Annotated in this window: 21 protein-coding genes; 13 read left to right on the top strand and 8 right to left on the bottom strand. The window is 53.8% G+C overall.

Features of this window, described 5'->3' with window-relative positions:
- The first annotated feature begins 230 nt into the window (after positions 1-230).
- The 6 genes from cyoA (at position 231) to QMZ30_RS07580 (ending at position 6483) form a co-directional block, all read left to right on the top strand.
- Positions 231-1157 (top strand): cytochrome o ubiquinol oxidase subunit II, encoded by a 927-nt coding sequence (gene cyoA / locus QMZ30_RS07605; protein WP_283226915.1) that lies wholly within the window; start codon positions 231-233, stop codon positions 1155-1157.
- Positions 1158-1161: 4 nt separating this feature from the next.
- A complete protein-coding gene (cyoB, locus tag QMZ30_RS07600; protein WP_283226914.1) occupies positions 1162-3144 on the top strand; it encodes a cytochrome o ubiquinol oxidase subunit I in 1983 nt (660 codons plus the stop codon).
- Positions 3144-3758 carry a cytochrome o ubiquinol oxidase subunit III gene (locus tag QMZ30_RS07595; RefSeq protein WP_038648564.1) on the top strand — a complete coding sequence of 205 codons (615 nt, stop codon included), beginning with the start codon at positions 3144-3146 and terminating at the stop codon, positions 3756-3758. Before cyoB ends, QMZ30_RS07595 begins: the two co-directional genes overlap by 1 nt.
- Positions 3758-4087, top strand: a complete 330-nt coding sequence (locus QMZ30_RS07590; protein WP_034828092.1) for a cytochrome o ubiquinol oxidase subunit IV — start codon at positions 3758-3760, stop codon at positions 4085-4087. Before QMZ30_RS07595 ends, QMZ30_RS07590 begins: the two co-directional genes overlap by 1 nt.
- 13 nt (positions 4088-4100) lie before the next feature.
- A complete protein-coding gene (gene cyoE, locus QMZ30_RS07585) occupies positions 4101-4988 on the top strand; it encodes a heme o synthase (protein ID WP_283226913.1) in 888 nt (295 codons plus the stop codon).
- A gap of 130 nt (positions 4989-5118) precedes the next feature.
- Positions 5119-6483, top strand: a complete 1365-nt coding sequence (locus tag QMZ30_RS07580) for an MFS transporter (RefSeq protein ID WP_283226912.1) — start codon at positions 5119-5121, stop codon at positions 6481-6483.
- A gap of 98 nt (positions 6484-6581) precedes the next feature.
- On the opposite strand, the gene adhP is transcribed toward QMZ30_RS07580, so the two are convergent.
- Together adhP and exaC are read right to left on the bottom strand one after the other, a co-directional pair.
- A complete protein-coding gene (gene adhP / locus QMZ30_RS07575; RefSeq protein WP_283227102.1) occupies positions 6582-7616 on the bottom strand; it encodes an alcohol dehydrogenase AdhP in 1035 nt (344 codons plus the stop codon).
- A gap of 36 nt (positions 7617-7652) precedes the next feature.
- Complete coding sequence (gene exaC / locus QMZ30_RS07570) at positions 7653-9173, bottom strand: acetaldehyde dehydrogenase ExaC (RefSeq protein ID WP_283226911.1); 1521 nt, start codon at positions 9171-9173, stop codon at positions 7653-7655.
- A gap of 291 nt (positions 9174-9464) precedes the next feature.
- Between exaC and QMZ30_RS07565 the strand changes: the two genes are divergently transcribed.
- Positions 9465-11237 (top strand): sigma-54-dependent Fis family transcriptional regulator, encoded by a 1773-nt coding sequence (locus QMZ30_RS07565; RefSeq protein ID WP_283226910.1) that lies wholly within the window; start codon positions 9465-9467, stop codon positions 11235-11237.
- Here QMZ30_RS07565 and QMZ30_RS07560 read toward each other — a convergent pair.
- Positions 11234-11725 (bottom strand): YajQ family cyclic di-GMP-binding protein, encoded by a 492-nt coding sequence (locus tag QMZ30_RS07560; RefSeq protein WP_283226909.1) that lies wholly within the window; start codon positions 11723-11725, stop codon positions 11234-11236. The two genes, QMZ30_RS07565 and QMZ30_RS07560, sit on opposite strands and share 4 nt — an antisense overlap.
- 125 nt (positions 11726-11850) lie before the next feature.
- Here QMZ30_RS07560 and panE point away from each other — a divergent pair, with 125 nt between their 5' ends.
- Positions 11851-12771 carry a 2-dehydropantoate 2-reductase gene (gene panE / locus QMZ30_RS07555; RefSeq protein WP_283226908.1) on the top strand — a complete coding sequence of 307 codons (921 nt, stop codon included), beginning with the start codon at positions 11851-11853 and terminating at the stop codon, positions 12769-12771.
- Complete coding sequence (gene yajL, locus QMZ30_RS07550; RefSeq protein ID WP_283226907.1) at positions 12725-13336, top strand: protein deglycase YajL; 612 nt, start codon at positions 12725-12727, stop codon at positions 13334-13336. Before panE ends, yajL begins: the two co-directional genes overlap by 47 nt.
- A 74-nt stretch (positions 13337-13410) precedes the next feature.
- Here the strand turns inward: yajL and thiI are convergent, their stop codons facing one another.
- Complete coding sequence (gene thiI / locus QMZ30_RS07545) at positions 13411-14859, bottom strand: tRNA uracil 4-sulfurtransferase ThiI (protein WP_039330030.1); 1449 nt, start codon at positions 14857-14859, stop codon at positions 13411-13413.
- Between the two features lie 235 nt (positions 14860-15094).
- Between thiI and xseB the strand changes: the two genes are divergently transcribed.
- From xseB to QMZ30_RS07525, 4 genes are all read left to right on the top strand, one after another.
- Positions 15095-15337, top strand: a complete 243-nt coding sequence (xseB, locus tag QMZ30_RS07540) for an exodeoxyribonuclease VII small subunit (RefSeq protein ID WP_039330029.1) — start codon at positions 15095-15097, stop codon at positions 15335-15337.
- On the top strand, positions 15337-16236 hold the full coding sequence (ispA, locus tag QMZ30_RS07535) for a (2E,6E)-farnesyl diphosphate synthase (protein ID WP_283226906.1): 900 nt from the start codon (positions 15337-15339) through the stop codon (positions 16234-16236). The genes xseB and ispA overlap by 1 nt, the downstream gene beginning before the upstream one ends.
- Before the next feature lie 19 nt (positions 16237-16255).
- Positions 16256-18121 (top strand): 1-deoxy-D-xylulose-5-phosphate synthase, encoded by a 1866-nt coding sequence (gene dxs / locus QMZ30_RS07530; RefSeq protein ID WP_283226905.1) that lies wholly within the window; start codon positions 16256-16258, stop codon positions 18119-18121.
- 62 nt (positions 18122-18183) lie between these two features.
- On the top strand, positions 18184-19158 hold the full coding sequence (locus QMZ30_RS07525; protein ID WP_039330025.1) for an aldo/keto reductase: 975 nt from the start codon (positions 18184-18186) through the stop codon (positions 19156-19158).
- Between the two features lie 70 nt (positions 19159-19228).
- Here the strand turns inward: QMZ30_RS07525 and pgpA are convergent, their stop codons facing one another.
- The 4 genes from pgpA to ribH are packed head-to-tail and all read right to left on the bottom strand — an operon-like array spanning position 19229 to position 21639.
- A complete protein-coding gene (gene pgpA, locus QMZ30_RS07520; protein WP_502921467.1) occupies positions 19229-19729 on the bottom strand; it encodes a phosphatidylglycerophosphatase A in 501 nt (166 codons plus the stop codon).
- On the bottom strand, positions 19707-20684 hold the full coding sequence (thiL, locus tag QMZ30_RS07515; RefSeq protein ID WP_283226904.1) for a thiamine-phosphate kinase: 978 nt from the start codon (positions 20682-20684) through the stop codon (positions 19707-19709). The genes pgpA and thiL overlap by 23 nt, the downstream gene beginning before the upstream one ends.
- A 45-nt stretch (positions 20685-20729) precedes the next feature.
- A complete protein-coding gene (gene nusB, locus QMZ30_RS07510) occupies positions 20730-21149 on the bottom strand; it encodes a transcription antitermination factor NusB (protein ID WP_039330019.1) in 420 nt (139 codons plus the stop codon).
- Between the two features lie 19 nt (positions 21150-21168).
- Complete coding sequence (gene ribH, locus QMZ30_RS07505) at positions 21169-21639, bottom strand: 6,7-dimethyl-8-ribityllumazine synthase (protein ID WP_039330017.1); 471 nt, start codon at positions 21637-21639, stop codon at positions 21169-21171.
- Between the last annotated feature and the right edge of the window lie 58 nt (positions 21640-21697).

Raw genomic sequence — 21697 nt, 5'->3', positions numbered from 1 at the left:
TGCTTTCCCTGATTTTTCTGCGGTTTCTGTCATCTGTTTTTGTTATATTGACGCCAACTGCTTGTCGCAGTTAATAATTTGTCACCCCCCGCAACATCTGTGACACCCTTAGCAAAAGGTGTCAACAGCCTTCTGACACATCCTTAAGCTGGTTTACACTGCATAAACCTTCCCGTAAAATGCGCGCACACTTAAACGACAATAGAGCCCTTTGTCATTGAGGTCGTTAAATGAGACTCAGGAAATACAATAAAAGTTTGGGGATTTTGTCATTAATTGCAGGCGCTGTATTACTCAGTGGCTGCGATAGTGCGTTGTTAAATCCCAAAGGACAGATTGCACTGGAGCAACGTTCGTTGATTCTGACAGCTTTCGGCTTGATGTTGATCGTCGTAATCCCAGCAGTCTTCATGGCGGTATTCTTTGCCTGGAAATATCGGGCAACAAATACTAATGCAACATATAGCCCTAACTGGTCACACTCTAATAAAGTGGAAGCCGTGGTCTGGACCATCCCGATCCTGATCATCATCTTCCTCGGTGTGCTGACCTGGAAATCGACTCACGCGTTAGAACCAAGCAAACCGCTGGTCTCTGATGTGAAGCCGGTTGAAATTGATGTTGTCGCGCTGGACTGGAAATGGCTGTTTATCTACCCAGAACAGGGTATTGCGACGGTTAACCAGATTGCCTTCCCGGCAAACACTCCGGTTAACTTCAAGATCACCTCCAACTCCGTAATGAACTCCTTCTTTATTCCTACGCTCGGTAGCCAGATCTACGCCATGGCGGGCATGCAGACTAAACTGCACCTGATCGCCAATGAGCCAGGAACATTCGACGGTATCTCTGCGAACTTCAGCGGTCGCGGTTTCTCTGGCATGAAATTCAAAGCCATTGCTACCAAAGACGATGCGGAATTCCAGCAGTGGGTGGCGAAAGTTAAAGCAGCACCTAACGCGCTGACTACCATGGATGATTTCGAGAAACTGGCTGCGCCAAGCGAAAATCACCCAGTGGAATATTTCTCTACTGCGAATCCAGAACTGTTCAAGCAGGTTATTGATAAGTTCATGATGAGCCACGGGAAAATGGACATGTCAGAGCACAAAGGCATGGACATGAATCACGCCGCTGCTGCGGGAGCCGAGGAATAATACGATGTTCGGAAAATTAACACTGGATGCAGTGCCCTACCACGAACCCATTATCGTGGTTACGGTTGCCGCAATCATCTTAGGTGGTCTGGCACTGGTTGCCGCGATTACTTACTTTGGTAAGTGGCAATACCTGTGGTCAGAATGGTTTACCTCTATTGACCACAAAAAACTGGGTATCATGTACATCATCATGGCTTTCGTCATGCTGCTGCGCGGCTTTGCCGATGCGGTAATGATGCGTACCCAACAAGTCATGGCTTCCGCAGGTGAAGCCGGCATCTTACCACCGCACCACTACGACCAGATCTTCACCGCTCATGGCGTGATCATGATCTTCTTCGTAGCGATGCCTTTCGTGGTAGGTCTGATGAACATCGCGGTACCGCTGCAAATCGGTGCACGTGACGTTGCCTTCCCGTTCCTGAACAACCTGAGCTTCTGGTTTACCGCGATCGGTGTGATCCTGGTGAACATTTCTCTGGGTGTGGGCGAGTTCGCACAGACCGGCTGGCTGGCTTATCCGCCACTTTCGGGCGCGGAATACAGTCCTGGCGTCGGGGTCGATTACTGGATCTGGAGTCTCCAGCTTTCCGGTATCGGTACGACACTGACCGGTATCAACTTCTTCGTGACCATTCTGAAGATGCGTGCACCGGGTATGGACCTGTTCAAAATGCCTGTATTCACCTGGGCATCACTGTGTACTAACGTCCTGATCATCGCTGCGTTCCCGGTACTGACCGTTACGCTGGCACTGTTGACACTTGACCGTTACCTCGGCTTCCATTTCTTCACCAATGAAATGGGCGGTAACATGATGATGTACGTCAACCTGATTTGGGTCTGGGGTCACCCGGAAGTATACATCCTGGTTCTGCCGGTCTTCGGTGTGTTCGCGGAAGTCACTGCGACCTTCTCGAAAAAGCGTCTGTTTGGTTACACCTCTCTGGTGTGGGCGACCATCGCCATTACCGTTCTGTCGTTCATCGTTTGGCTGCACCACTTCTTCACCATGGGTGCCGGTGCGAACGTTAACGCCTTCTTCGGTATCATGACGATGATCATCGCGATTCCGACCGGCGTGAAAATCTTCAACTGGCTGTTCACCATGTATCAGGGTCGCGTTGAGTTCCACTCAGCGATGCTGTGGACCATCGGCTTCCTGGTCACCTTCTCTATCGGTGGTATGACAGGTGTTCTGCTGGCGGTTCCAGGTGCAGACTTCATTCTGCATAACAGCCTGTTCCTGATTGCTCACTTCCATAACGTCATTATCGGTGGTGTGGTGTTCGGTTGTATGGCAGGTGTGACCTACTGGTTCCCGAAAGCATTCGGCTTCACCCTGAACGAAAAATGGGGTATCCGCGCCTTCTGGTTCTGGATCATCGGTTTCTTCGTTGCCTTCATGCCGCTGTACGCGCTGGGCTTCATGGGTATGACTCGTCGTATCAGCCAGGACATCGATCCTCAGTTCCACTCACTGCTGGTGGTTGCAGCAGGCGGTGCGGCACTGATTGCATGCGGTATCCTGTGCCAGATTACTCAGTTCTGGGTTTCTGTGCGTGACCGCGATCAGAACCGTGATCTGACCGGTGACCCGTGGGGCGGCCGTACGCTGGAGTGGGCAACCTCTTCACCGCCACCGTTCTACAACTTTGCTGTTATCCCTCATATCCACGAGCGTGATGCGTTCTGGGAAATGAAAGAAAAAGGCGAAGCCTACAAGCAACCAGAAAAATATGAAGAAATTCATATGCCGAAAAACAGCGGCGCAGCCCTGATTATCGCAGCATTCATGACCGTATTTGGTTTCGCGATGATCTGGCACATCTGGTGGCTGGCTGGCCTTACCTTCCTGGCCACAATTGTGACCTGGATTGTGAAGAGCTTCGATGAAGACGTGGATTACTACGTTCCGGTTGCTGAAGTTGAGCAAATCGAGAAGAAGCACTTTGACGAAATCAGCAAAGCAGGTCTGAAATAATGTCAACTGAAACTGCAAAACACCACCACGACGCCCATGCGGAGCATGGGCATCACGATGCAGGAGCCAATAAAGTCTTTGGCTTCTGGATCTACCTGATGAGTGACTGCATTATCTTCGCAACCCTGTTTGCGACCTATGCAGTTATGGTCAATAACACTGCCGGTGGCCCGGCAGGTAAAGACATCTTTGAACTGCCGTTTGTGCTGGTTGAAACCGCGCTGCTGCTGCTCAGCTCCATTACTTATGGAATGGCAGTGATTGCGATGAACAACCAGAACAAGGGTTCGGTCATCAGCTGGTTGGCATTGACCTTCCTGTTCGGTGCCGGATTCATCGGTATGGAAATCTATGAATTCCATCACCTGATTCTGGAAGGCTTTGGTCCTGACCGCAGTGGCTTCTTGTCAGCGTTCTTCACGCTGGTCGGTACCCACGGTCTGCACGTGACCTCTGGCCTGATCTGGATGGCAGTGATGATGTTCCAGATCTCTAAACGTGGTCTGACTGCAACCAACCGCACCCGTATTATGTGCCTGAGCTTGTTCTGGCACTTCCTGGATGTGGTGTGGATCTGCGTATTCACCGTTGTCTATCTGATGGGAGCCATGTAATGAGTCATTCAGTTAACGAACATGGCGCTTCTCACGGTAGCGTGAAGTCCTACATGATCGGCTTCATCCTCTCTATCATCCTGACCGGTATTCCGTTCTGGATGGTAATGGATGGCGGCGCATCACACGGCACAATTCTGGGTGTGGTTCTGGTGTGTGCAGTGGTTCAGGTGCTGGTGCACCTGGTCTACTTCCTGCACTTAGACAGCAAGTCAGAAGGTGGCTGGAACATGGTGGCGATTGTCTTCTCAGCACTCATTATATTGATTGTTGTCGTCGGCTCACTGTGGATCATGTGGAACCTCAACTACAACATGATGGCCGACTAAAGAGTCACACGTAATGATTAAGCAATACCTGCAAGTAACAAAACCAGGAATTATTTTCGGCAATTTAATTTCTGTGATCGGTGGATTCCTGCTGGCCTCCAAGGGCAGCATTGATTACACCCTGTTTCTCTATTCGCTGGTGGGCGTATCACTGGTTGTCGCATCAGGTTGTGTCTTCAACAACGTGATTGACCGTGATATCGACATCAAGATGGAGAGAACGCGGAACCGTGTTCTGGTCAAAGGCCTGATCTCGGCGAAAGTAAGCCTGGTTTATGCAATCGCATTGGGTATTGCTGGCTTTGCGCTGCTGTATTTCGGTGCTAATCCGCTGGCCATGTGGCTGGCGGTGATGGGCTTCGTGGTGTACGTCGGCATTTACAGCCTCTACATGAAGCGTAATTCCGTCTACGGCACACTGATTGGTAGCCTTTCTGGCGCAGCGCCGCCAGTGATTGGCTACTGCGCAGTCACCAACCAGTTTGATGCTGGCGCTTTGATCTTACTGGCTATCTTTAGCCTGTGGCAGATGCCGCACTCGTACGCGATTGCGATCTTCCGCTTTAAAGATTATCAGGCTGCCAACATTCCGGTTCTGCCGGTGGTGAAAGGCATTTCGGTCGCTAAAAATCATATTACGCTGTATATCCTGGCGTTTATGATTGCGACCCTGATGCTGACACTTGGCGGTTATGCCGGCTACAAGTATCTGGTGGTTGCAGCAGCAGTTAGCGTGTGGTGGCTTGGCATGGCACTTTCAGGATACAAAACCTCAAACGATAAAGTTTGGGCGCGTAAACTGTTCGTGTTCTCTATTGTCGCTATCACGGCACTGAGCGTGATGATGTCGGTTGATTTCATGACACCGGCCTCAAAAGACTTACTGACGTACGTCTGGTAATACAGCTCCGCAAATCCTGAAAGGGCGCGAATTTCGCGCCCTTTCTTTTTGTTACCACTGCTTAAGAACAAATGTTTTACCCGCCCTACCCTGCTGCCTAAAATGGGCGCAGCTTAATTTTGAGGTAAACATGAACGACAATAAAATGACGCCAGTAGAGCTTCGCGCTACATGGGGTTTAGGAACAGTATTTTCCCTGCGTATGTTGGGGATGTTTATGGTCCTGCCAGTCCTTACCACCTATGGCATGGCGTTGCAGGGAGCCAGTGAAACCTTAATTGGTCTGGCAATTGGTATCTATGGTCTGGCACAAGCTGTGTTTCAGATTCCGTTTGGTCTGCTCTCCGATCGTGTCGGCCGTAAGCCGCTCATCGTTGGCGGATTACTGCTCTTTGTTCTCGGTAGCGTCATAGCTGCCATGACCACCTCCATCTGGGGGGTGATTCTTGGCCGAGCGCTGCAAGGCTCAGGGGCGATTGCCGCGGCTGTCATGGCATTGCTTTCCGACCTTACCCGTGAACAGAACCGCACCAAAGCGATGGCGTTTATCGGTATCAGCTTCGGCGTGACCTTTGCTATTGCGATGGTTGTCGGCCCGATCGTCACCCATGCGCTGGGCTTACATGCGTTGTTCTGGATGATTGCCATCCTTGCCACACTCGGCATCGTGATTACGCTGCTGGTGGTGCCCAACGCGCCTAATCACGTATTGAACCGTGAATCAGGTATGGTCAAAGGCAGTATCCGCGCGGTACTCGCCAATCCAAAACTGCTGAAGCTGAATATCGGTATTCTCTGCCTGCACATTTTACTGATGTCGAGCTTTGTCGCCCTGCCGGGTCAGTTTGAGCAAGCCGGCCTTCCCGCTTCTGAGCACTGGAAAATTTATCTGGTGACGATGCTGGTGGCGTTTGTGGCCGTGGTGCCCTTCATAATTTATGCCGAAGTCAAACGCCGCATGAAACGCGTGTTTGTCGGCTGTGTTGCCATGATTTTGATCGCCGAAATTGTACTCTGGGGTGCAGAAGGGCATTTCTGGACGCTGGTGATTGGCGTACAACTGTTCTTCCTTGCCTTTAATCTGATGGAAGCGATTCTGCCCTCTCTGATCAGTAAAGAGTCACCGCCAGGCTACAAAGGTACCGCGATGGGGATTTACTCCACCAGCCAGTTTATTGGTGTGGCGATTGGCGGCAGCATGGGCGGCTGGATCTTTGGCCACTTTGATGCCCAGACGGTATTCCTGGTGGGTGCGATTGTCGCGGCAGCGTGGCTGTTTGTGGCAATGTCGATGCAGGAGCCACCCTATGTCAGCAGTCTGCGTATGGTGTTAAGTGATAGCGTATTAGCGGTCCCCAACCTGGAGAAGCGCCTGAAAGCGCAACCGGGAGTTTCTTCGGTATTTATCGTTCCGGAAGAGAAAAGCGCGTACATCAAAATCGACAGTAAAGTGACAAGCCGCGTCGAAATCGAAGCGCTGCTTGCCAGCTGTTAATTCGTGATAAAACAAACCTTAGCAGCGCAATTTATCGCACTGCTAAGGTTATGTGGCACGCCCGATAGCGTCAACGGGCAGCCAGTACATGCCAATCCTTACAGCGACATATCCACCACAATACGCCCTTCAATCTTGCCGGCGTGCATACGAGCAAAGATATCGTTGATATTGACCAGTGGTTCGACCGCCACGTTCGCTTTCACCTTGTGACGACCCGCGAAATCCAACGCTTCCTGCAGATCTTTACGTGTGCCGACAATTGAACCGCGTACCGTAATGCCATCCAGCACCATATCGAAGATTGAAAGGTCGAATTTACCTGGTGGCAGGCCGTTCAGCACCATGGTCCCGCCGCGACGCATGGTTCCAATCGCTTGCTCGAAGGCCTTAGGCGAAACCGCTGTTACCAGCACGCCGTGTGCGCCGCCAAAACTTTCCTGGAACACTTTCGCAGGGTCAACGCTCTTCGCATTGGCCACTACGCTGGCACCTAAGCGCTTAGCAAACGCCAGCTTCTCATCGTCGATATCAACCGCAGCGACATTCAGCCCCATCGCCACCGCATATTGCACCGCCATATGCCCTAAGCCACCGATACCTGATACCACGACCCAATCACCCGGTTTGGTATCGGTCATTTTCAGGCCTTTGTAAACCGTCACGCCGGCACAGAGAATGGGTGCGATTTCGTTGTAATCGATATTATCCGGGATGATGCCGACGTAGTTAGCATCTGCCAGGCAGTATTCCGCGAAGCTTCCGTTCACTGAATAACCCGCGTTCTGCTGCGATAAACACAGCGTTTCCCAACTATCAAGGCAGTGTTCACAGTGACCACAAGCTGAATACAGCCATGGCACGCCGACGCGATCGCCCAGTTTAAGATGTTTCACGCCCTCACCCAGCGCCACCACCTTGCCAACACCTTCGTGGCCCGGAATGAAAGGTGGGTTGGGCTTGATGGGCCAGTCACCCTCTGCAGCATGCAGGTCGGTATGGCACACGCCGGTTGCAGCGATTTTTACCAGAATCTGGCCCGGCCCGACTTGTGGGACCGGCACTTGTTCAATCACTAACGGCTCGCCGAAGGCTTTGACGACAGCGGCTTTCATGGTGGTTTTGATTTGCATATTCATCGTTCTCTCTCCATTTGATCGGATGCGGACTTAGAACAAGCCCAAAGGCGCCGTGCCATAGCTGACCAGCAGATTTTTGGTTTGTTGATAGGCGCTAAGCGCCATTTTGTGCGTCTCGCGTCCCACGCCCGATTGCTTATAGCCACCGAATGCCGCGTGTGCAGGATAAATGTGATAGCAGTTGGTCCAGACGCGACCCGCTTTGATACCACGCCCCATGCGGTACGCCAGATTGGTGTCTCTGGTCCACACACCTGCACCAAGACCAAACTGGGTTTCATTGGCAATCGCCAAAGCTTCCGCTTCGTCTTTAAAGGTGGTGATACCAATCACCGGTCCAAAAATCTCTTCCTGGAAACAACGCATCTGGTTAGTGCCTTTGATCAGGGTTGGCTGAATATAAAATCCGTTATCCAGCTCTGCGGCGATGCTGGCGCGATCGCCTCCTGTTAGAATTTGCCCGCCTTCGTCACGGGCTATGTTGATATATGAGAGGATTTTGTCGAATTGCTGACGTGAGGCCTGCGCACCAATCATGGTGTCGGTATCCAGCGGATCGCCGCGGCGAATGTTGGCGACTTTGTCCATCACGCGTGCCATAAACGGCTCATAGATGGATTCATGGATCAAGGCACGGGACGGACAGGTACAGACTTCGCCCTGGTTGAAGAAGCCCAACACCAACCCTTCCACGGCTTTTTCGATAAAGTCCGATTCACCGTCCATCACGTCGGCAAAGTAAATATTGGGTGATTTGCCGCCCAGCTCTACCGTGCAGGGAATGATGTTCTCAGCCGCGCAAGCCATGATATGGCGCCCCACAGGCGTTGAACCGGTGAAGGCGATCTTGGCAATACGTTTGCTGGTTGCCAGTGCTTCACCGGCTTCGCGGCCAAAACCTTGCACCACATTAAGCACGCCTGCCGGGAACAGATCGCCAATTAACTCCATCAGCAAGGTGATCGCCAGCGGCGTTTGTTCCGCAGGCTTCAGCACCACGCAGTTGCCTGCCGCCAGCGCCGGAGCCAGTTTCCAGGCAGCCATCAACAGCGGGAAGTTCCAGGGAATGATTTGGCCCACCACGCCCAGTGGTTCGTGGAAATGATAAGCCACCGTGGTTTCATCAATCTCTGCGGTACTGCCTTCCTGTGCACGCAGGCAGCCAGCAAAATAGCGGAAGTGATCCACCGCCAGCGGTAAATCCGCATTCAGGGTTTCTCGAATCGGTTTACCGTTATCCCAACTCTCCGCCACGGAGAGCATTTCGAGATTAGCTTCAATACAGTCGGCCACCTTCAACAGCAGGTTGGCACGATGTTGTACGCTGGTTTTTCCCCAGGCGTCAGCGGCCTGATGAGCAGCGTCCAGTGCTAAATCGATATCGCGTGCATCCGAACGCGGAAATTTCGCAATATCGCTGCCATCAACTGGCGAGGTGTTAGTGAAATACTGGCCGCTGAGCGGCTCTGTGAATTTGCCCGCAATAAAATTACCGTAGGTCGCTTTGAAGGTCACCAAAGCGCCGGGCGTACCGGGATGTGCATAACGCATCGCAAACTCCTTCATGTAGGGTCAGGTCTTATAAGCTGGCAGCGGCAACCTGTGGGTCAACAGATTGAACAGCCCGCTGCCGTGATGACTATTGCAGCGGACGTGCCAGTTTTTTTCAGCTTGCGAAATTTTAAAAAATCGTTATATCTATCATCGCGTTATAAAATCAATAGCCCTTTTAATCGCGCGGGTTCTGGCGGCAAAAATCCTCATCTGTGTTGCGTATCGCAACACTGCAGAAACCGAACCGCTACAATGTCGCAACACTTTCGCTTAGGCATGAGGTTACCAATGCAGGGAAATTCAGCCGCGTCTGCCGTTCATACCAATCCGCTCTTGAGCGACTCCTGGTTCCGTAGCCAGCTGTATGGTCTCGACCGCACCGCCGATGATTTCCCCCGCGTTCGCCAGGGCGAACTGGCCGATGTGCTTGCCAGTAATGCTGGCTTACAACAGTTCGCACAGCCGGTGATCAAACAACTGGCGCAGAAACTGGCCGAGAAACAGTCAGTATTGATCCTCTCTGATGCGACCGGGCTAGTGCTGAATACCTTTGGCGATATGCAGTCGATGGAGAAAGCGCAACGCTTTGCCCTGGCGCCGGGCAATCTGTGGAGTGAATGCGGACGCGGCACCAACGCCATTGGCACTGCACTCGCAATTAATGATGGCTGTGAGATCGACGGTCATCAGCACTTCCTTACCCTCAATCAAGACCTGTATTGCGCAGCGATGCCACTGCAGATGCCCAATGGACAGATTGCGGGCGTGTTGGATATTTCTGGCCCCGCGCACTTCCCTCACCCGCAAACCTTTCAATGGGTGCAGGCCGCCGCGAAGCAGATCGAATATTTGTGGGTTAAGCAGAGCCTGCATCCGCAACAATGGCTGATGAGCCTGCATGTCGAACCACAGGGCATTGATACCAGCGATGAGTTGCTGCTGGTGTTTTCCGATAACGTGCTGACGGCCGCCAACCGCTTAGCGATGCGGGAGTTGGCACTGAGCGCCGAGCAACTGGGTACGCTGACCTTTCAACAACTGTTTCCGCAGCTAGAACAGCAGGCCAATAGCATCCCACTGCCGATCGAGTACGCGCAGCAACACTACTATTTTCGCCTGCGCGCGCCACATCGCCAGCATTTTGCGACACCCAGCGAACCCGCCGCCGATCTGCCCTTCTCATTACGCCGTGATGGCGAAAAAATGGTGCGCCTGATGAATGCGGGCGTTTCACTCTGTATTCACGGTGAAACCGGCAGCGGCAAAGAGTATGTGAGCCGTGCGCTTCACCAGCAAAGCCGCTGGCGTGACGGTAAATTTGTCGCGATCAACTGTGCGGCCATCCCCGAAGCGTTAATCGAGTCGGAGCTGTTTGGTTATCAGCCCGGAGCCTTTACCGGCGCCAGCAAAAATGGCTACATCGGTAAAATCCGCGAGGCCGATGGCGGCGTGCTGTTCCTGGATGAGATCGGCGATATGCCGCTGTCGTTGCAAACCCGTCTGCTGCGCGTGCTGCAGGAGAAAGAAGTGGCACCACTCGGGTCCAGCCGCAGTTGGCCGGTGAACTTTGCCGTGATTTGCGCCACGCACCGTGATTTAGCGCAGCGAGTGGCTGAAGGCGAATTCCGCGAGGATCTGTTGTACCGCCTGCAGGAATTTTCCATGACTATCCCACCGCTGCGAGCCTGGCCAGACGTTCAGGGCTTTATCAGTCGGTTGTGGATTGAACTGGGCGGTGCCGAACGTGATATTCAACTTTCCCCCGCCTTACTGGAATCGCTGGCGCAGTTGCCCTGGCCGGGAAATGTACGTCAGCTGCGCAGTTTGTTGCGCCTACTGTTGGCGTTAGCCGATGAAGGCGAAGAGGTAACGGATGTGCATTTACCGGCCGAATACCGCCGCGCAGCAATAATGCCCATCGAAGATCGTCAAAGCCATGATGAACGCTTGATTAGCGAAACGCTGCAGCGCTTTAACGGTAATATCAGTAAAACAGCAGAAGCATTAGGCGTCGCGCGCAGCACGCTCTATCGTCGTGCGGCACGCGACAAACGCGATTAATCGCGGAAGTTTTTGAACTGGAATGGCTGACCGAGGTTGCCGCCGCGCACCAGCGCCATGGCACCTTGCAGGTCATCACGTGATTTGCCGGTCACGCGCAGTTCTTCACCCTGAATTTGCGTCTGCACCTTCAGCTTGCTGTCTTTGATCAGCTTGACCAGCTTTTTAGCGATATCGCTTTCGATACCTTTTTTCAGCTTGGCTTCCACGCTCCAACTTTTACCGCTGTGAATGATCTCTTCTGGCACTTCAATCGCTGCGCCTTCAATACCGCGTTTCAGCAGCTTCTCGCGCAAAATATCCACCAGCTGTTTAACCTGAAAATCAGATTCGCTGGAGATTTTGATGGTCTCATTCTTTTCGTTGAGCTCAATGGTAGCGCTCACGTTGCGGAAATCGAAACGGGTTGAGATCTCACGGTTGGCATTCTCCACCGCATTACGCACTTCCGGCAGTTCGACTTCGGAAACGATATCGAAAGATGGCATCTTTTCTTCTCCTGATACTAAAGTGACATGCATAATACGCGTCTTATGGCGCTAATTAAACATGATACGCGGAAAGCTATACTTAACGATGTCGTGAAATTGAGAACCCCTCAGCGGGAGGCAAAATGAAAATTACCGTGTTGGGTTGCGGCGCCCTGGGTCAGATTTGGCTCGCCGCTCTCGCACGCCAGGGACATGAGGTTCAGGGCTGGTTGCGCGTACCGCAACCCTACTGCTCGGTAAACGTGATTGATCCGCAAGGCCACGCCAGCAATCACACGTTCATTGCCAACGATCCGCTGTTTCTTGCCGAAAGTCAGCTGCTGCTGGTGACACTGAAAGCGCCGCAGGTTTCTCCGGCGGTGAAGAACCTGCAAAGTGTGTTGCCGGCGCATGCGCCGATTCTGTTGCTGCATAACGGTATGGGCACGCTGGAAGAACTCAAAGAGCTACCACAGCCCCTGTTGCGGGGGATCACCACCCATGCCGCAATGCGCGATGGCACGGTCATCAAACATGTGGCATACGGCATAACCCATATCGGCCCCACCAGTCGCGAAAGCGCCTCACTGAGCGATCTCGCTGATATCCTGCATCAGGCGCTGCCTGACGTGGCCTGGCATGACAACATTGCTTCCGCCAGCTGGCGCAAACTGGCGGTGAATTGCGTGATCAATCCGCTGACAGTTGAGCATGATTGCCAGAATGGTGCGCTGCGCGCCTGGCCAGAACAGATTGCCACGCTGTGTGAAGAGATTGCCTGGGTGATGGAGCGCGAGGGCCAGCACATCGCGGTCGATAACCTACGCGACATCATTTATGACGTCATTGACAGCACCGCGGGCAATACCTCCTCGATGTTGCAGGACGTGCGCGCGCAGCGTCTGACCGAAATTGATTACATCACCGGCTACCTGCTGCGCCGCGCCCGCGCGCAGGGGATCACGCTGCCGGAGAACACCCGTTTGTACGACCTGATTAAACGCAAGGAGTCCCAATATGAGCGCGAACGCATCGGTTCTGGTTTGCCTGGCACATGGCAGTGAAGAGATCGAAGCCGTTACCACACTCGATTTGCTGGTACGCGGCGGTATCAGCGTCACCACTGCCAGCGTAGAGAGCGACGGCACACGCGAGATTGTTTGCTCACGCGGTGTGCGCCTGCTGGCGGATGCGCCTTTAGTCGAAGTGGCCGATAACGATTATGACGCCATCGTCTTGCCAGGCGGCCTGAAAGGCGCGGAGACATTTCGTGACAGCCCGCTGCTGGTAGAAACGGTACGTCAATTTCACCTCGCCGGAAAAATTGTTGCAGCTATCTGCGCCGCGCCGGGCACCGTATTGATCCCGCACGATCTGTTTCCTGTAGGGAACATGACAGGTTTTCCCGGATTGCGTGACACCATCCCCGATCAACACTGGATGGATCGCCGCGTGGCCTGGGACCCGCGCGTCAACCTGTTAACCAGTCAGGGGCCGGGTACTTCGATGGATTTTGCGCTGAAACTGATTGATCTATTGGTGGATAAAGAGAAAGCGCGTGATGTGGCATCACAGCTGGTGCTGGCGGCAGGGATTTATAATTATCAGGAATTTGAAGAGCGTGAATAAAAAAGTCGCCATAAATGGCGACCCATCATAGGTTCAGCACGTTTCTGTAGGGTGCGCATTTGTGCGCACCGGAATTACGGGCGATAAACCTTCACATTTTTAAAGCCCTGCTCATGCAGATACAGCGCCTGTAAACGGCTCATCACGCCACGATCGCAATACAGCAGCCAGGTTTTCGCCTGATCCAAATCGCCAAACTGGGTGCTCAACTTGTAGAACGGCAGTGATTTCACGTCCACGCCTTCCACCTGCAACGGCGAGGCCTCCTGCTCATCCACCGAACGGATATCCAGCACCACATCGTTGGCCGTGAATGAAGCTACAGTTTCCACTTCAACCACTTCTTCCTGGGCCTTTTCGGCAATCTCACGGATATCAACGTTGGTGGCTTCCTGTACCATGCGATTGAGGATCTCAAAATCGAAGTTCTGTTCTTCCGCTTCGATCTTCGCCTTCACCGCTTTCACCGTTGGGCTTTTAGAAATCACACCACAATATTCCGGCATGGTTTTGGCAAAATCTTCGGTACCGATTTTCCGCGCCAGATCGATAATGTGCTCTTTATCGTGCGAAATCAGTGGGCGCAGAATCAGGGTATCAGAGGCGTTATCAATAAGACGCAGGTTGGTCAGCGTCTGGCTCGACACCTGGCCCAGCGCTTCACCGGTCACCAGCGCCTGCACGCCATAACGTTCAGCGACCATCGAGGCCGCACGTACCATCATACGTTTCAGCACCACGCCCATCTGGCCGTCATCGACTTTTTCCAGAATCTCACCGACCACCGGTTCAAAGTTGATCGCCACAAAGCGCACGCGATGTGAGCGGCCAAAACGCTGCCACAAATAGTGTGCCACCTGACGGACGCCAATTTCATGTGCGGCACCGCCAAGGTTAAAGAAGCAGTAATGCACGCGGCAACCACGACGCATCAGCATATAGCTGGACACACCGGAGTCGAATCCACCGGAGATCAGCGACAGCACATCTTCCTGGGTACCGATTGGGAAACCACCCAGCCCGGCATAACGCCCAGTAATCAGCAGCAGGCGATCGTCTTCAATCTCCAGATTCACCGTCACGTCCGGGTGATTCAACTGCACGCGGGCCGTTTCAATATGCTGATTAAGACCACCACCAACGTAGCGCTCCACATCAATTGAGCTGAAGCTGTGCTTGCCGCGGCGCTTAACACGTACACAGAAGCTTTTGCCCTCAAGACGCTCGCGATTCAGCGCCAGCGTCTGCTCGAAGATATCGTGCATATCGGTATAAGGCTGATCTTCCACCGCCAACACATGATGAATACCGGGAATACGCGTCAGCTCATCAATAACCACATCGCGCAAGGATTCCTTCTTCGCGCGGACTTCGATGTGATCCCAGTGGCGCACCACGGCGATCTCTTCGTCGACCGTACGCAGCGTGTTACGGATGTTGCCGGTCAAAATCTTGATAAAGCGCAGACGCACCGACTGACTTTTGATGGTGATTTCTGGGAAGAGCTTGATGATAAACTTCATGAGGACACTGGTTCGTTTGGGCAAATAAGTGCTAAAAGCATCGGCACTTAGCTGTTAAGATCATATAATTACGGGTTAAGCGAAAGCACCCGCATCCGAGGCGCAAAAGTATACCACCTTTGTGATGCGACTGCTTCAAGCAACCGTCATCACATTCATTATTTTGCTAATTAATCCTCGTCGGCTACCATGACCGATTGCAAGATGATTCCTAACCTGTGAGTCGACACTGATTATGCCGAAAAAAGCCGAAGCGCCAGCCAGTTTTGAAAGCGCATTGCAGCAACTGGAACAGATTGTTAGCCGTCTGGAGAGTGGTGAATTACCGCTTGAAGAGGCGCTAAACGAATTCGAACGCGGCGTTCAACTGGCTCGTACTGGTCAGCAAACCCTGCAACAGGCTGAGCAGCGCGTACAGATCCTGCTTAGTGATGACAAAGATGCCGCGCTGGCACCTTTCACGCCGGAAAATGAGTAATGGATTTCGCTAAATTACTGAACGCGTATCACGAACGCGTCAATCTGGCGTTGACGCGCTTAATAGATCCACTTCCTTTTCAGAGTTCTCCTCTGGTGCAGGCCATGCAATATGGGGCACTATTAGGCGGTAAGCGTTTGCGCCCCTTTTTGGTGTACGCCACGGGTGAGATGCTGAAGGCCGATGCGGCCAGTCTGGATGCACCGGCTGCTGCCGTGGAGTGCATTCATGCCTATTCTCTGATTCATGACGATCTGCCGGCGATGGATGACGATGCGTTACGCCGCGGGCAGCCAACCTGCCATATCAAATATGGTGAAGACACGGCCATTCTCGCCGGTGATGCTTTGCAAACCCTGGCATTCTCGATTCTGGCCGATCAGCCTATGCCGGGCGTCAGTGCAGAAGCGCGTATTGCCATGATATCTGAACTGGCTCAGGCCAGCGGCGTCGCGGGGATGTGCGGCGGACAAGCGCTGGATCTGGCGGCCGAAGGCAAAAGCGTCAACTTAGCGCAGCTTGAACAGATTCATCGTCACAAAACCGGCGCGTTGATTCGCGCAGCAGTGCGCCTTGGCGCCTTGGCTGCTGGCGAACGTGGCCGTGCCGCCCTGCCAGTTTTAGATATTTATGCCAACGCCATCGGACTGGCGTTTCAGGTGCAGGATGACATTCTGGATGTGGTCGGCGACACCGCGGTGCTAGGCAAAACCCAGGGTGCGGATCAGGCATTAGGTAAAAGCACCTATCCGGCGCTGATGGGGCTGGAAAACGCTCGCAGTAAGGCTTGGGATCTTTATCAGGAAGCGATTGGCGCGCTGGATATTCTGGCGGAGCAGTCCTATAACACCATCGCCTTGCAAGCACTGGCAAGCTTCATAATTGAACGCGATAAATAACTTTCATAATGAGTCTCTGATGAGTTTTGATATTGCAAAATACCCGACACTGGCGTTAGCAAGCACGGTTCAGGAATTACGTTTATTACCGAAAGAAAAACTTCCGGTACTGTGTGACGAGCTGCGTCAGTATCTGCTGGACAGCGTGAGCCGATCTTCCGGCCACTTCGCATCGGGTCTGGGCGTGGTCGAACTAACCGTCGCGCTGCATTATGTTTACAACACCCCGTTTGACCACTTGGTGTGGGACGTTGGCCATCAGGCTTACCCGCATAAAATTTTGACCGGACGCCGCGATCGTATCGGTACCATCCGTCAGAAAAATGGCCTGCATCCTTTCCCATGGCGCGGCGAGAGCGAGTATGACGTATTGAGCGTCGGTCACTCATCGACCTCCATCAGCGCCGGTTTGGGTATGGCGGTTGCCGCTGAGCGTGAAGGCAAAGGCCGCCGCACCGCCTGTATTATTGGCGATGGCGCGATCACCGCCGGCATGGCGTTTGAAGCGATGAACCACGCGGGCGACATCAAGCCCGATATGCTGGTGATCCTCAACGATAACGAGATGTCGATCTCTGAGAACGTCGGCGCGCTCAACAATCGCCTGGCTCAGATCCTCTCGGGCAAAACCTATTCACGCCTGCGCGAAGGCGGCAAGCGCGTATTAGGTGGTCTGCCACCGATCAAAGAGCTGGTGAAGCGTACCGAAGAGCATCTGAAAGGGATGGTGGTGCCGGGCACGCTGTTTGAAGAGCTGGGCTTTAACTATATTGGCCCGGTCGATGGCCACGATGTGCTGACACTGGTCAGCACGCTGAAGAACATGCGTGACTTAAAAGGCCCGCAGTTCCTGCACATCATGACCAAAAAGGGCAAAGGATACGCGCCAGCGGAGCAAGATCCGATCGCCTGGCATGCCGTACCGAAATTCGATCCCGCCAGTGGTTCTCTGCCCAAAAGCGCCCCTGGATTGCCGAGCTATTCCAAAATTTTTGGCAACTGGCTGAGCGAAATGGCCGCTGACGATCCGCGCCTGATGGCGGTGACGCCAGCGATGCGCGAAGGCTCAGGCATGGTCAGCTACTCCCGTGACTACCCGCAGCAATATTTCGATGTGGCGATTGCCGAACAGCACGCAGTGACCTTCGCGGCGGGCATGGCGATTGGCGGCTACAAACCGGTGGTGGCGATTTACTCCACCTTCCTGCAGCGTGCCTACGATCAGCTGATTCACGACGTCGCCATCCAGAAACTGCCGGTCCTGTTTGCCATCGATCGTGGCGGTATTGTCGGGGCTGACGGTCAGACCCATCAGGGCGCGTTTGATATCGCTTTCCTGCGCTGTGTGCCAGAGATGGTGATCATGACGCCAAGCGATGAAAACGAGTGCCGTCAGATGCTCTACACCGGTTATCAGTATCAGGAGGGTCCAAGCGCCGTGCGCTACCCGCGTGGCACTGGCACCGGCGCCACCCTGGAGCCATTGGCTGCACTGCCGCTCGGTAAAGGGATTGTGAAACGCCGTGGCGAAAAACTGGCGATTCTGAACTTCGGCACCCTGTTGCCAGAAGCGCAGGCGGCGGCGGAAGCGCTGAACGCCACCTTGGTGGATATGCGTTTTGTGAAGCCACTGGATGAAGCGCTGATTGCAGAACTGGCGGCCAGCCATGAATCGCTGGTGACGCTGGAAGAAGGGGCAATCAAAGGCGGTGCCGGTAGCGGCGTGAATGAATACGTTATGGCGAAGCGCCTGCCTGTTCACGTGCTGAACCTCGGTCTGCCGGACGAATTTATCCCGCAGGGCACTCAGGAAGAAGTCCGCCAGGATTATCAGTTGGATGCCGCCGGTATTCAGCAGCAAATCACCGCCTGGCTGGCACAGTAATCACCTCCTCGCTCCTGCTGCTATGCTTAGGGGATCCCTAACGCATAAGAGCAGGAGCTCCAATGAAAACCATTCGTTTAGGCCAAACCGACTTACAGGTTTCGCGTCTGTGTTTAGGCTGCATGACCTACGGCGATCCGATGCGCGGCAACCACGCCTGGACCTTGCCAGAAGAGAGCAGCCGTCCCCTGATTAAGCAGGCGTTAGACGCGGGGATTAACTTTTTCGACACCGCCAACAGTTATTCCGATGGCAGCAGTGAAGAGATTGTCGGACGTGCGCTGAAAGATTTTGCCCAACGCGATCGGGTGGTGGTGGCCACCAAAGTCTATTTCCCACTCAGCAACCTCTCTCAGGGCCTGTCGCGCCAGAATATTCTGCAATCGATTGATGACAGCCTGACCCGTCTCGGCATGGAGTACGTTGACCTGTTGCAGATCCACCGCTGGGATTACCACACGCCGATTGAAGAGACGCTGGAAGCCCTGAATGAGGTGGTGAAAGCCGGTAAAGCTCGCTACATCGGGGCATCGTCGATGCATGCTGCGCAGTTTGCCCAGGCGCTGGACCTGCAGAAACAGCACGGCTGGGCGCGCTTTGTCAGCATGCAGGATCAATACAATTTGATTCAGCGTGAGGAGGAAAACGAAATGCACCCGCTGTGCGAGCGTGAAGGCATTGCGGTGCTGCCGTGGAGCCCATTAGCGCGCGGCAAGCTGACTCGCCCCTGGGGTGAAACCACGGCGCGATCGGTGTCGGATAACGTGATGGAGAAGCTCTACACCGGCACCGAGGAGAATGATGCGGCGATTGCCGAGCGTCTTGCCACCATCGCAGCGGATAAAGGTGTGACGCGCGCGCAGGTGGCGCTGGCATGGCTGCTGCACAAACCGGTGGTGACCGCGCCGATTATTGGTGCATCGCGTGAGCAGCAGTTTGCGGAGTTAGTGAAAGCCGTGGATGTTGAGCTGAGTTCAACGGATATCGCTGAGCTGGAAACGGTATATCAACCGCATCCGGTGGTGGGATTTGAGTAAGAATTAAAACCAGGTCGCCATTCATGGCGCCCCTTCGGCGTAGGGTGCGCCTTTATGCGCACCTGGAGACCTAAAGCACCAGCCCCAATCCATATAAAATCACCGCCGAAATCACCCCGGCGATAATATCGTCGACCATAATGCCCATGCCGCCGTGCACATTCTGATCGAACCAGCGGATCGGCCAGGGTTTCCACATATCAAAAATACGGAAAATAACAAAACCGGCTAACACCCACTGCCAGCTCATCGCAGGAATCGCCATCAGCGTGATCCACATACCGATGAATTCGTCCCAGACGATGCTGCCGTGGTCGTGCACGCCCATATCTTTTGCCGTGCGGTGGCAAAGATAGACCCCGACGCTAATCCCGATCAGCACCACCAGCGAATAGATCTGCAGTGGCAGAAACGTCATCAGCCACCAGAAAGGAATCGCGGCAATCGAACCCGCGGTTCCCGGCATAATCGGACTGAAGCCGCTGCCAAAACCGGTTGCCAGCAAATGCCACGGATTACTCAGCCGCAGGCGACTTTTGGCCACATCTTTACTTCGAGTCAAAGTGATCAAATCCCTTGTGATTAAAGCTGCGCGGCTTGCCGTTTTCCAGCAGCGTCAAACCTTCAGCTTCCGGTGCTATCTGTCCAATACAGGTGTAAGGCACGCCAAGATGCCCCAGCGCCACATCCAGCGCCCCGCGATTGACTTCCGGCACGGTAAAGCACAGCTCATAATCTTCACCGCCGCTTAATGCCCAGGTCAGTACCTGTTCCGCGTCAAAGTGGTCACGTAAAGCAGCAGAGAGCGGCAACGCTTCCAGGTTGAGGCGTGCACCGACTCGACTGGCGGTCAGAATATGGCCGAGATCGGAAATCAGGCCGTCGGAGATATCAATCGCCGAGGTTGCCAGGCCTCGCAGCGCCTGGCCCTGTAACACCCGTGGCATCGGGCGCAGATGGCGCTTAATCAACACTTCATGCACCGCCGGATCATTCAGGCGATGATGGTGCTGCAACAGCGATAAGCCCGCTGCGCTGTCACCCAGCGTACCGGTGACAAAAATCCAGTCACCCGGTTTCGCGCCCGATCGTTTCAGCGCGCGCCCCACCGGCACCAGGCCGTGAATACCCAGCGTTAAACTCAGCGGCCCGCGCGTGGTATCGCCGCCGATCAGCTGCATATCGTAGTAATCCAGCAGCTCAAACAGGCTGTCACTGAAGGCCGCCAGCCAAGGCTCATTGATCTCGGGCAGCGTGATGGCCAGCGTCAGCCAGGCTGGATCCGCCCCCATCGCGGCGAGATCGCTGAGATTGACCGCCAGCGCTTTATAACCGAGATCGGACGGATGGATATCGCGTAAGAAGTGAACACCCGCCACCAGCGTATCGGTGCTAATGGCCAGCGTCTGTTTTTCGGGCACGTTGAGTAACGCACAGTCGTCACCAATCCCTTTCTCCACATCGCGGCGGGAGCTGGTGACGCGGTTAAAATAACGTGCGATCAGTTCGAATTCACCACAGGACATAAGTCAGGTCTCAATGAAAAAAGGCCGGAGAACCGGCCTTAAGCATTATTTTTTGTTAGGTCGAATTTGTGGGGCTGCTTTATCCAGCACGCCGTTGACAAATTTGTGGCTGTCTTCAGCGCCAAACACTTTGGCCAGTTCGATACCTTCGTTGATGGCCACTTTATAAGGCACATCCGAACGTTTACTCAGCTCATACAGCGAAATACGCAGAATAGCTTTTTCTACCTGGCCCAGCTCTTCCAGCTGGCGTGACAGGTAGGGTTTCATCAGACCGTCCAGGTACGCGCTGTTAGTCGCCACACCGGCCAGCAATTCGCGGAAATAGCTAATATCGACGTCTTTGACGTCTTGTTCCGCCAGAAACTGGTATTCCACATCGGCAATGTCGTTGTTCGACAGCTGCCAGGAGTAAAGCGCCTGGACAGCGCACTCACGGGCGCGACGACGAGCAGCAGGTTTCACAAAATTCCCCTTACAAAAATCAGGCTTTGATGGCTTTCAATACGTTAATCATTTCGAGTGCGGTCAGGGCCGCTTCGGCGCCTTTGTTACCCGCTTTGGTGCCGGCGCGTTCAATCGCCTGCTCGATGTTTTCGGTGGTTAACACGCCGAAAGTCACCGGAATATCGCTGGTCATTGCCACATTCGCAATGCCCGAGCTGGCTTCACCTGCCACATATTCGAAGTGGGCGGTGCCGCCACGGATCACGGTTCCCAGCGCCACGATTGCGTCGTGCTTGCCGGCTTTCGCCAGTGCGCGCGCTGCCAGTGGCAGTTCGTATGCACCAGGAACCCAAACCACAGTGATGTTTTCTGCTTTAACCTGGCCGATACGCTTCAGCGCATCAACGGCGCCATCCAGCAGGCTGTCATTAATGAAGTTGTTAAAACGCGCAATAACGATGGCAATGTTAGCATCAGGCGTGGCAACAGGAGCTTCGATAACTTTCATACATATCCTTTGGGTGTTTGATTTGTGGCCCCGCAGAAGGGGGCGGATTCTATCATAC

Source organism: Pantoea sp. EA-12 (assembly GCF_030053355.1).
In the GTDB taxonomy this organism is placed as follows: domain Bacteria; phylum Pseudomonadota; class Gammaproteobacteria; order Enterobacterales; family Enterobacteriaceae; genus Pantoea; species Pantoea vagans_C.
Note: the sequence above shows the minus strand (reverse complement) of the source record. Positions and strands in the feature narration are given on the sequence as shown.

Bases quoted from the DNA above. Each gene is read 5' to 3' on its own strand.
- QMZ30_RS07565 (WP_283226910.1), top strand. From the start codon at position 9,465: ATGCAGGGAAATTCAGCCGCGTCTGCCGTTCATACCAATCCGCTCTTG.
- QMZ30_RS07560 (WP_283226909.1), bottom strand. From the start codon at position 11,725: ATGCCATCTTTCGATATCGTTTCCGAAGTCGAACTGCCGGAAGTGCGT.
- ribH (WP_039330017.1), bottom strand. From the start codon at position 21,639: ATGAAAGTTATCGAAGCTCCTGTTGCCACGCCTGATGCTAACATTGCC.
- QMZ30_RS07590 (WP_034828092.1), top strand. From the start codon at position 3,758: ATGAGTCATTCAGTTAACGAACATGGCGCTTCTCACGGTAGCGTGAAG.
- yajL (WP_283226907.1), top strand. From the start codon at position 12,725: ATGAGCGCGAACGCATCGGTTCTGGTTTGCCTGGCACATGGCAGTGAA.
- dxs (WP_283226905.1), top strand. From the start codon at position 16,256: ATGAGTTTTGATATTGCAAAATACCCGACACTGGCGTTAGCAAGCACG.
- QMZ30_RS07580 (WP_283226912.1), top strand. From the start codon at position 5,119: ATGAACGACAATAAAATGACGCCAGTAGAGCTTCGCGCTACATGGGGT.
- cyoE (WP_283226913.1), top strand. From the start codon at position 4,101: ATGATTAAGCAATACCTGCAAGTAACAAAACCAGGAATTATTTTCGGC.
- panE (WP_283226908.1), top strand. From the start codon at position 11,851: ATGAAAATTACCGTGTTGGGTTGCGGCGCCCTGGGTCAGATTTGGCTC.
- thiL (WP_283226904.1), bottom strand. From the start codon at position 20,684: ATGTCCTGTGGTGAATTCGAACTGATCGCACGTTATTTTAACCGCGTC.
- QMZ30_RS07595 (WP_038648564.1), top strand. From the start codon at position 3,144: ATGTCAACTGAAACTGCAAAACACCACCACGACGCCCATGCGGAGCAT.
- thiI (WP_039330030.1), bottom strand. From the start codon at position 14,859: ATGAAGTTTATCATCAAGCTCTTCCCAGAAATCACCATCAAAAGTCAG.
- cyoA (WP_283226915.1), top strand. From the start codon at position 231: ATGAGACTCAGGAAATACAATAAAAGTTTGGGGATTTTGTCATTAATT.
- ispA (WP_283226906.1), top strand. From the start codon at position 15,337: ATGGATTTCGCTAAATTACTGAACGCGTATCACGAACGCGTCAATCTG.
- adhP (WP_283227102.1), bottom strand. From the start codon at position 7,616: ATGCAAATCAAAACCACCATGAAAGCCGCTGTCGTCAAAGCCTTCGGC.
- QMZ30_RS07525 (WP_039330025.1), top strand. From the start codon at position 18,184: ATGAAAACCATTCGTTTAGGCCAAACCGACTTACAGGTTTCGCGTCTG.
- exaC (WP_283226911.1), bottom strand. From the start codon at position 9,173: ATGCGTTATGCACATCCCGGTACGCCCGGCGCTTTGGTGACCTTCAAA.
- cyoB (WP_283226914.1), top strand. From the start codon at position 1,162: ATGTTCGGAAAATTAACACTGGATGCAGTGCCCTACCACGAACCCATT.
- xseB (WP_039330029.1), top strand. From the start codon at position 15,095: ATGCCGAAAAAAGCCGAAGCGCCAGCCAGTTTTGAAAGCGCATTGCAG.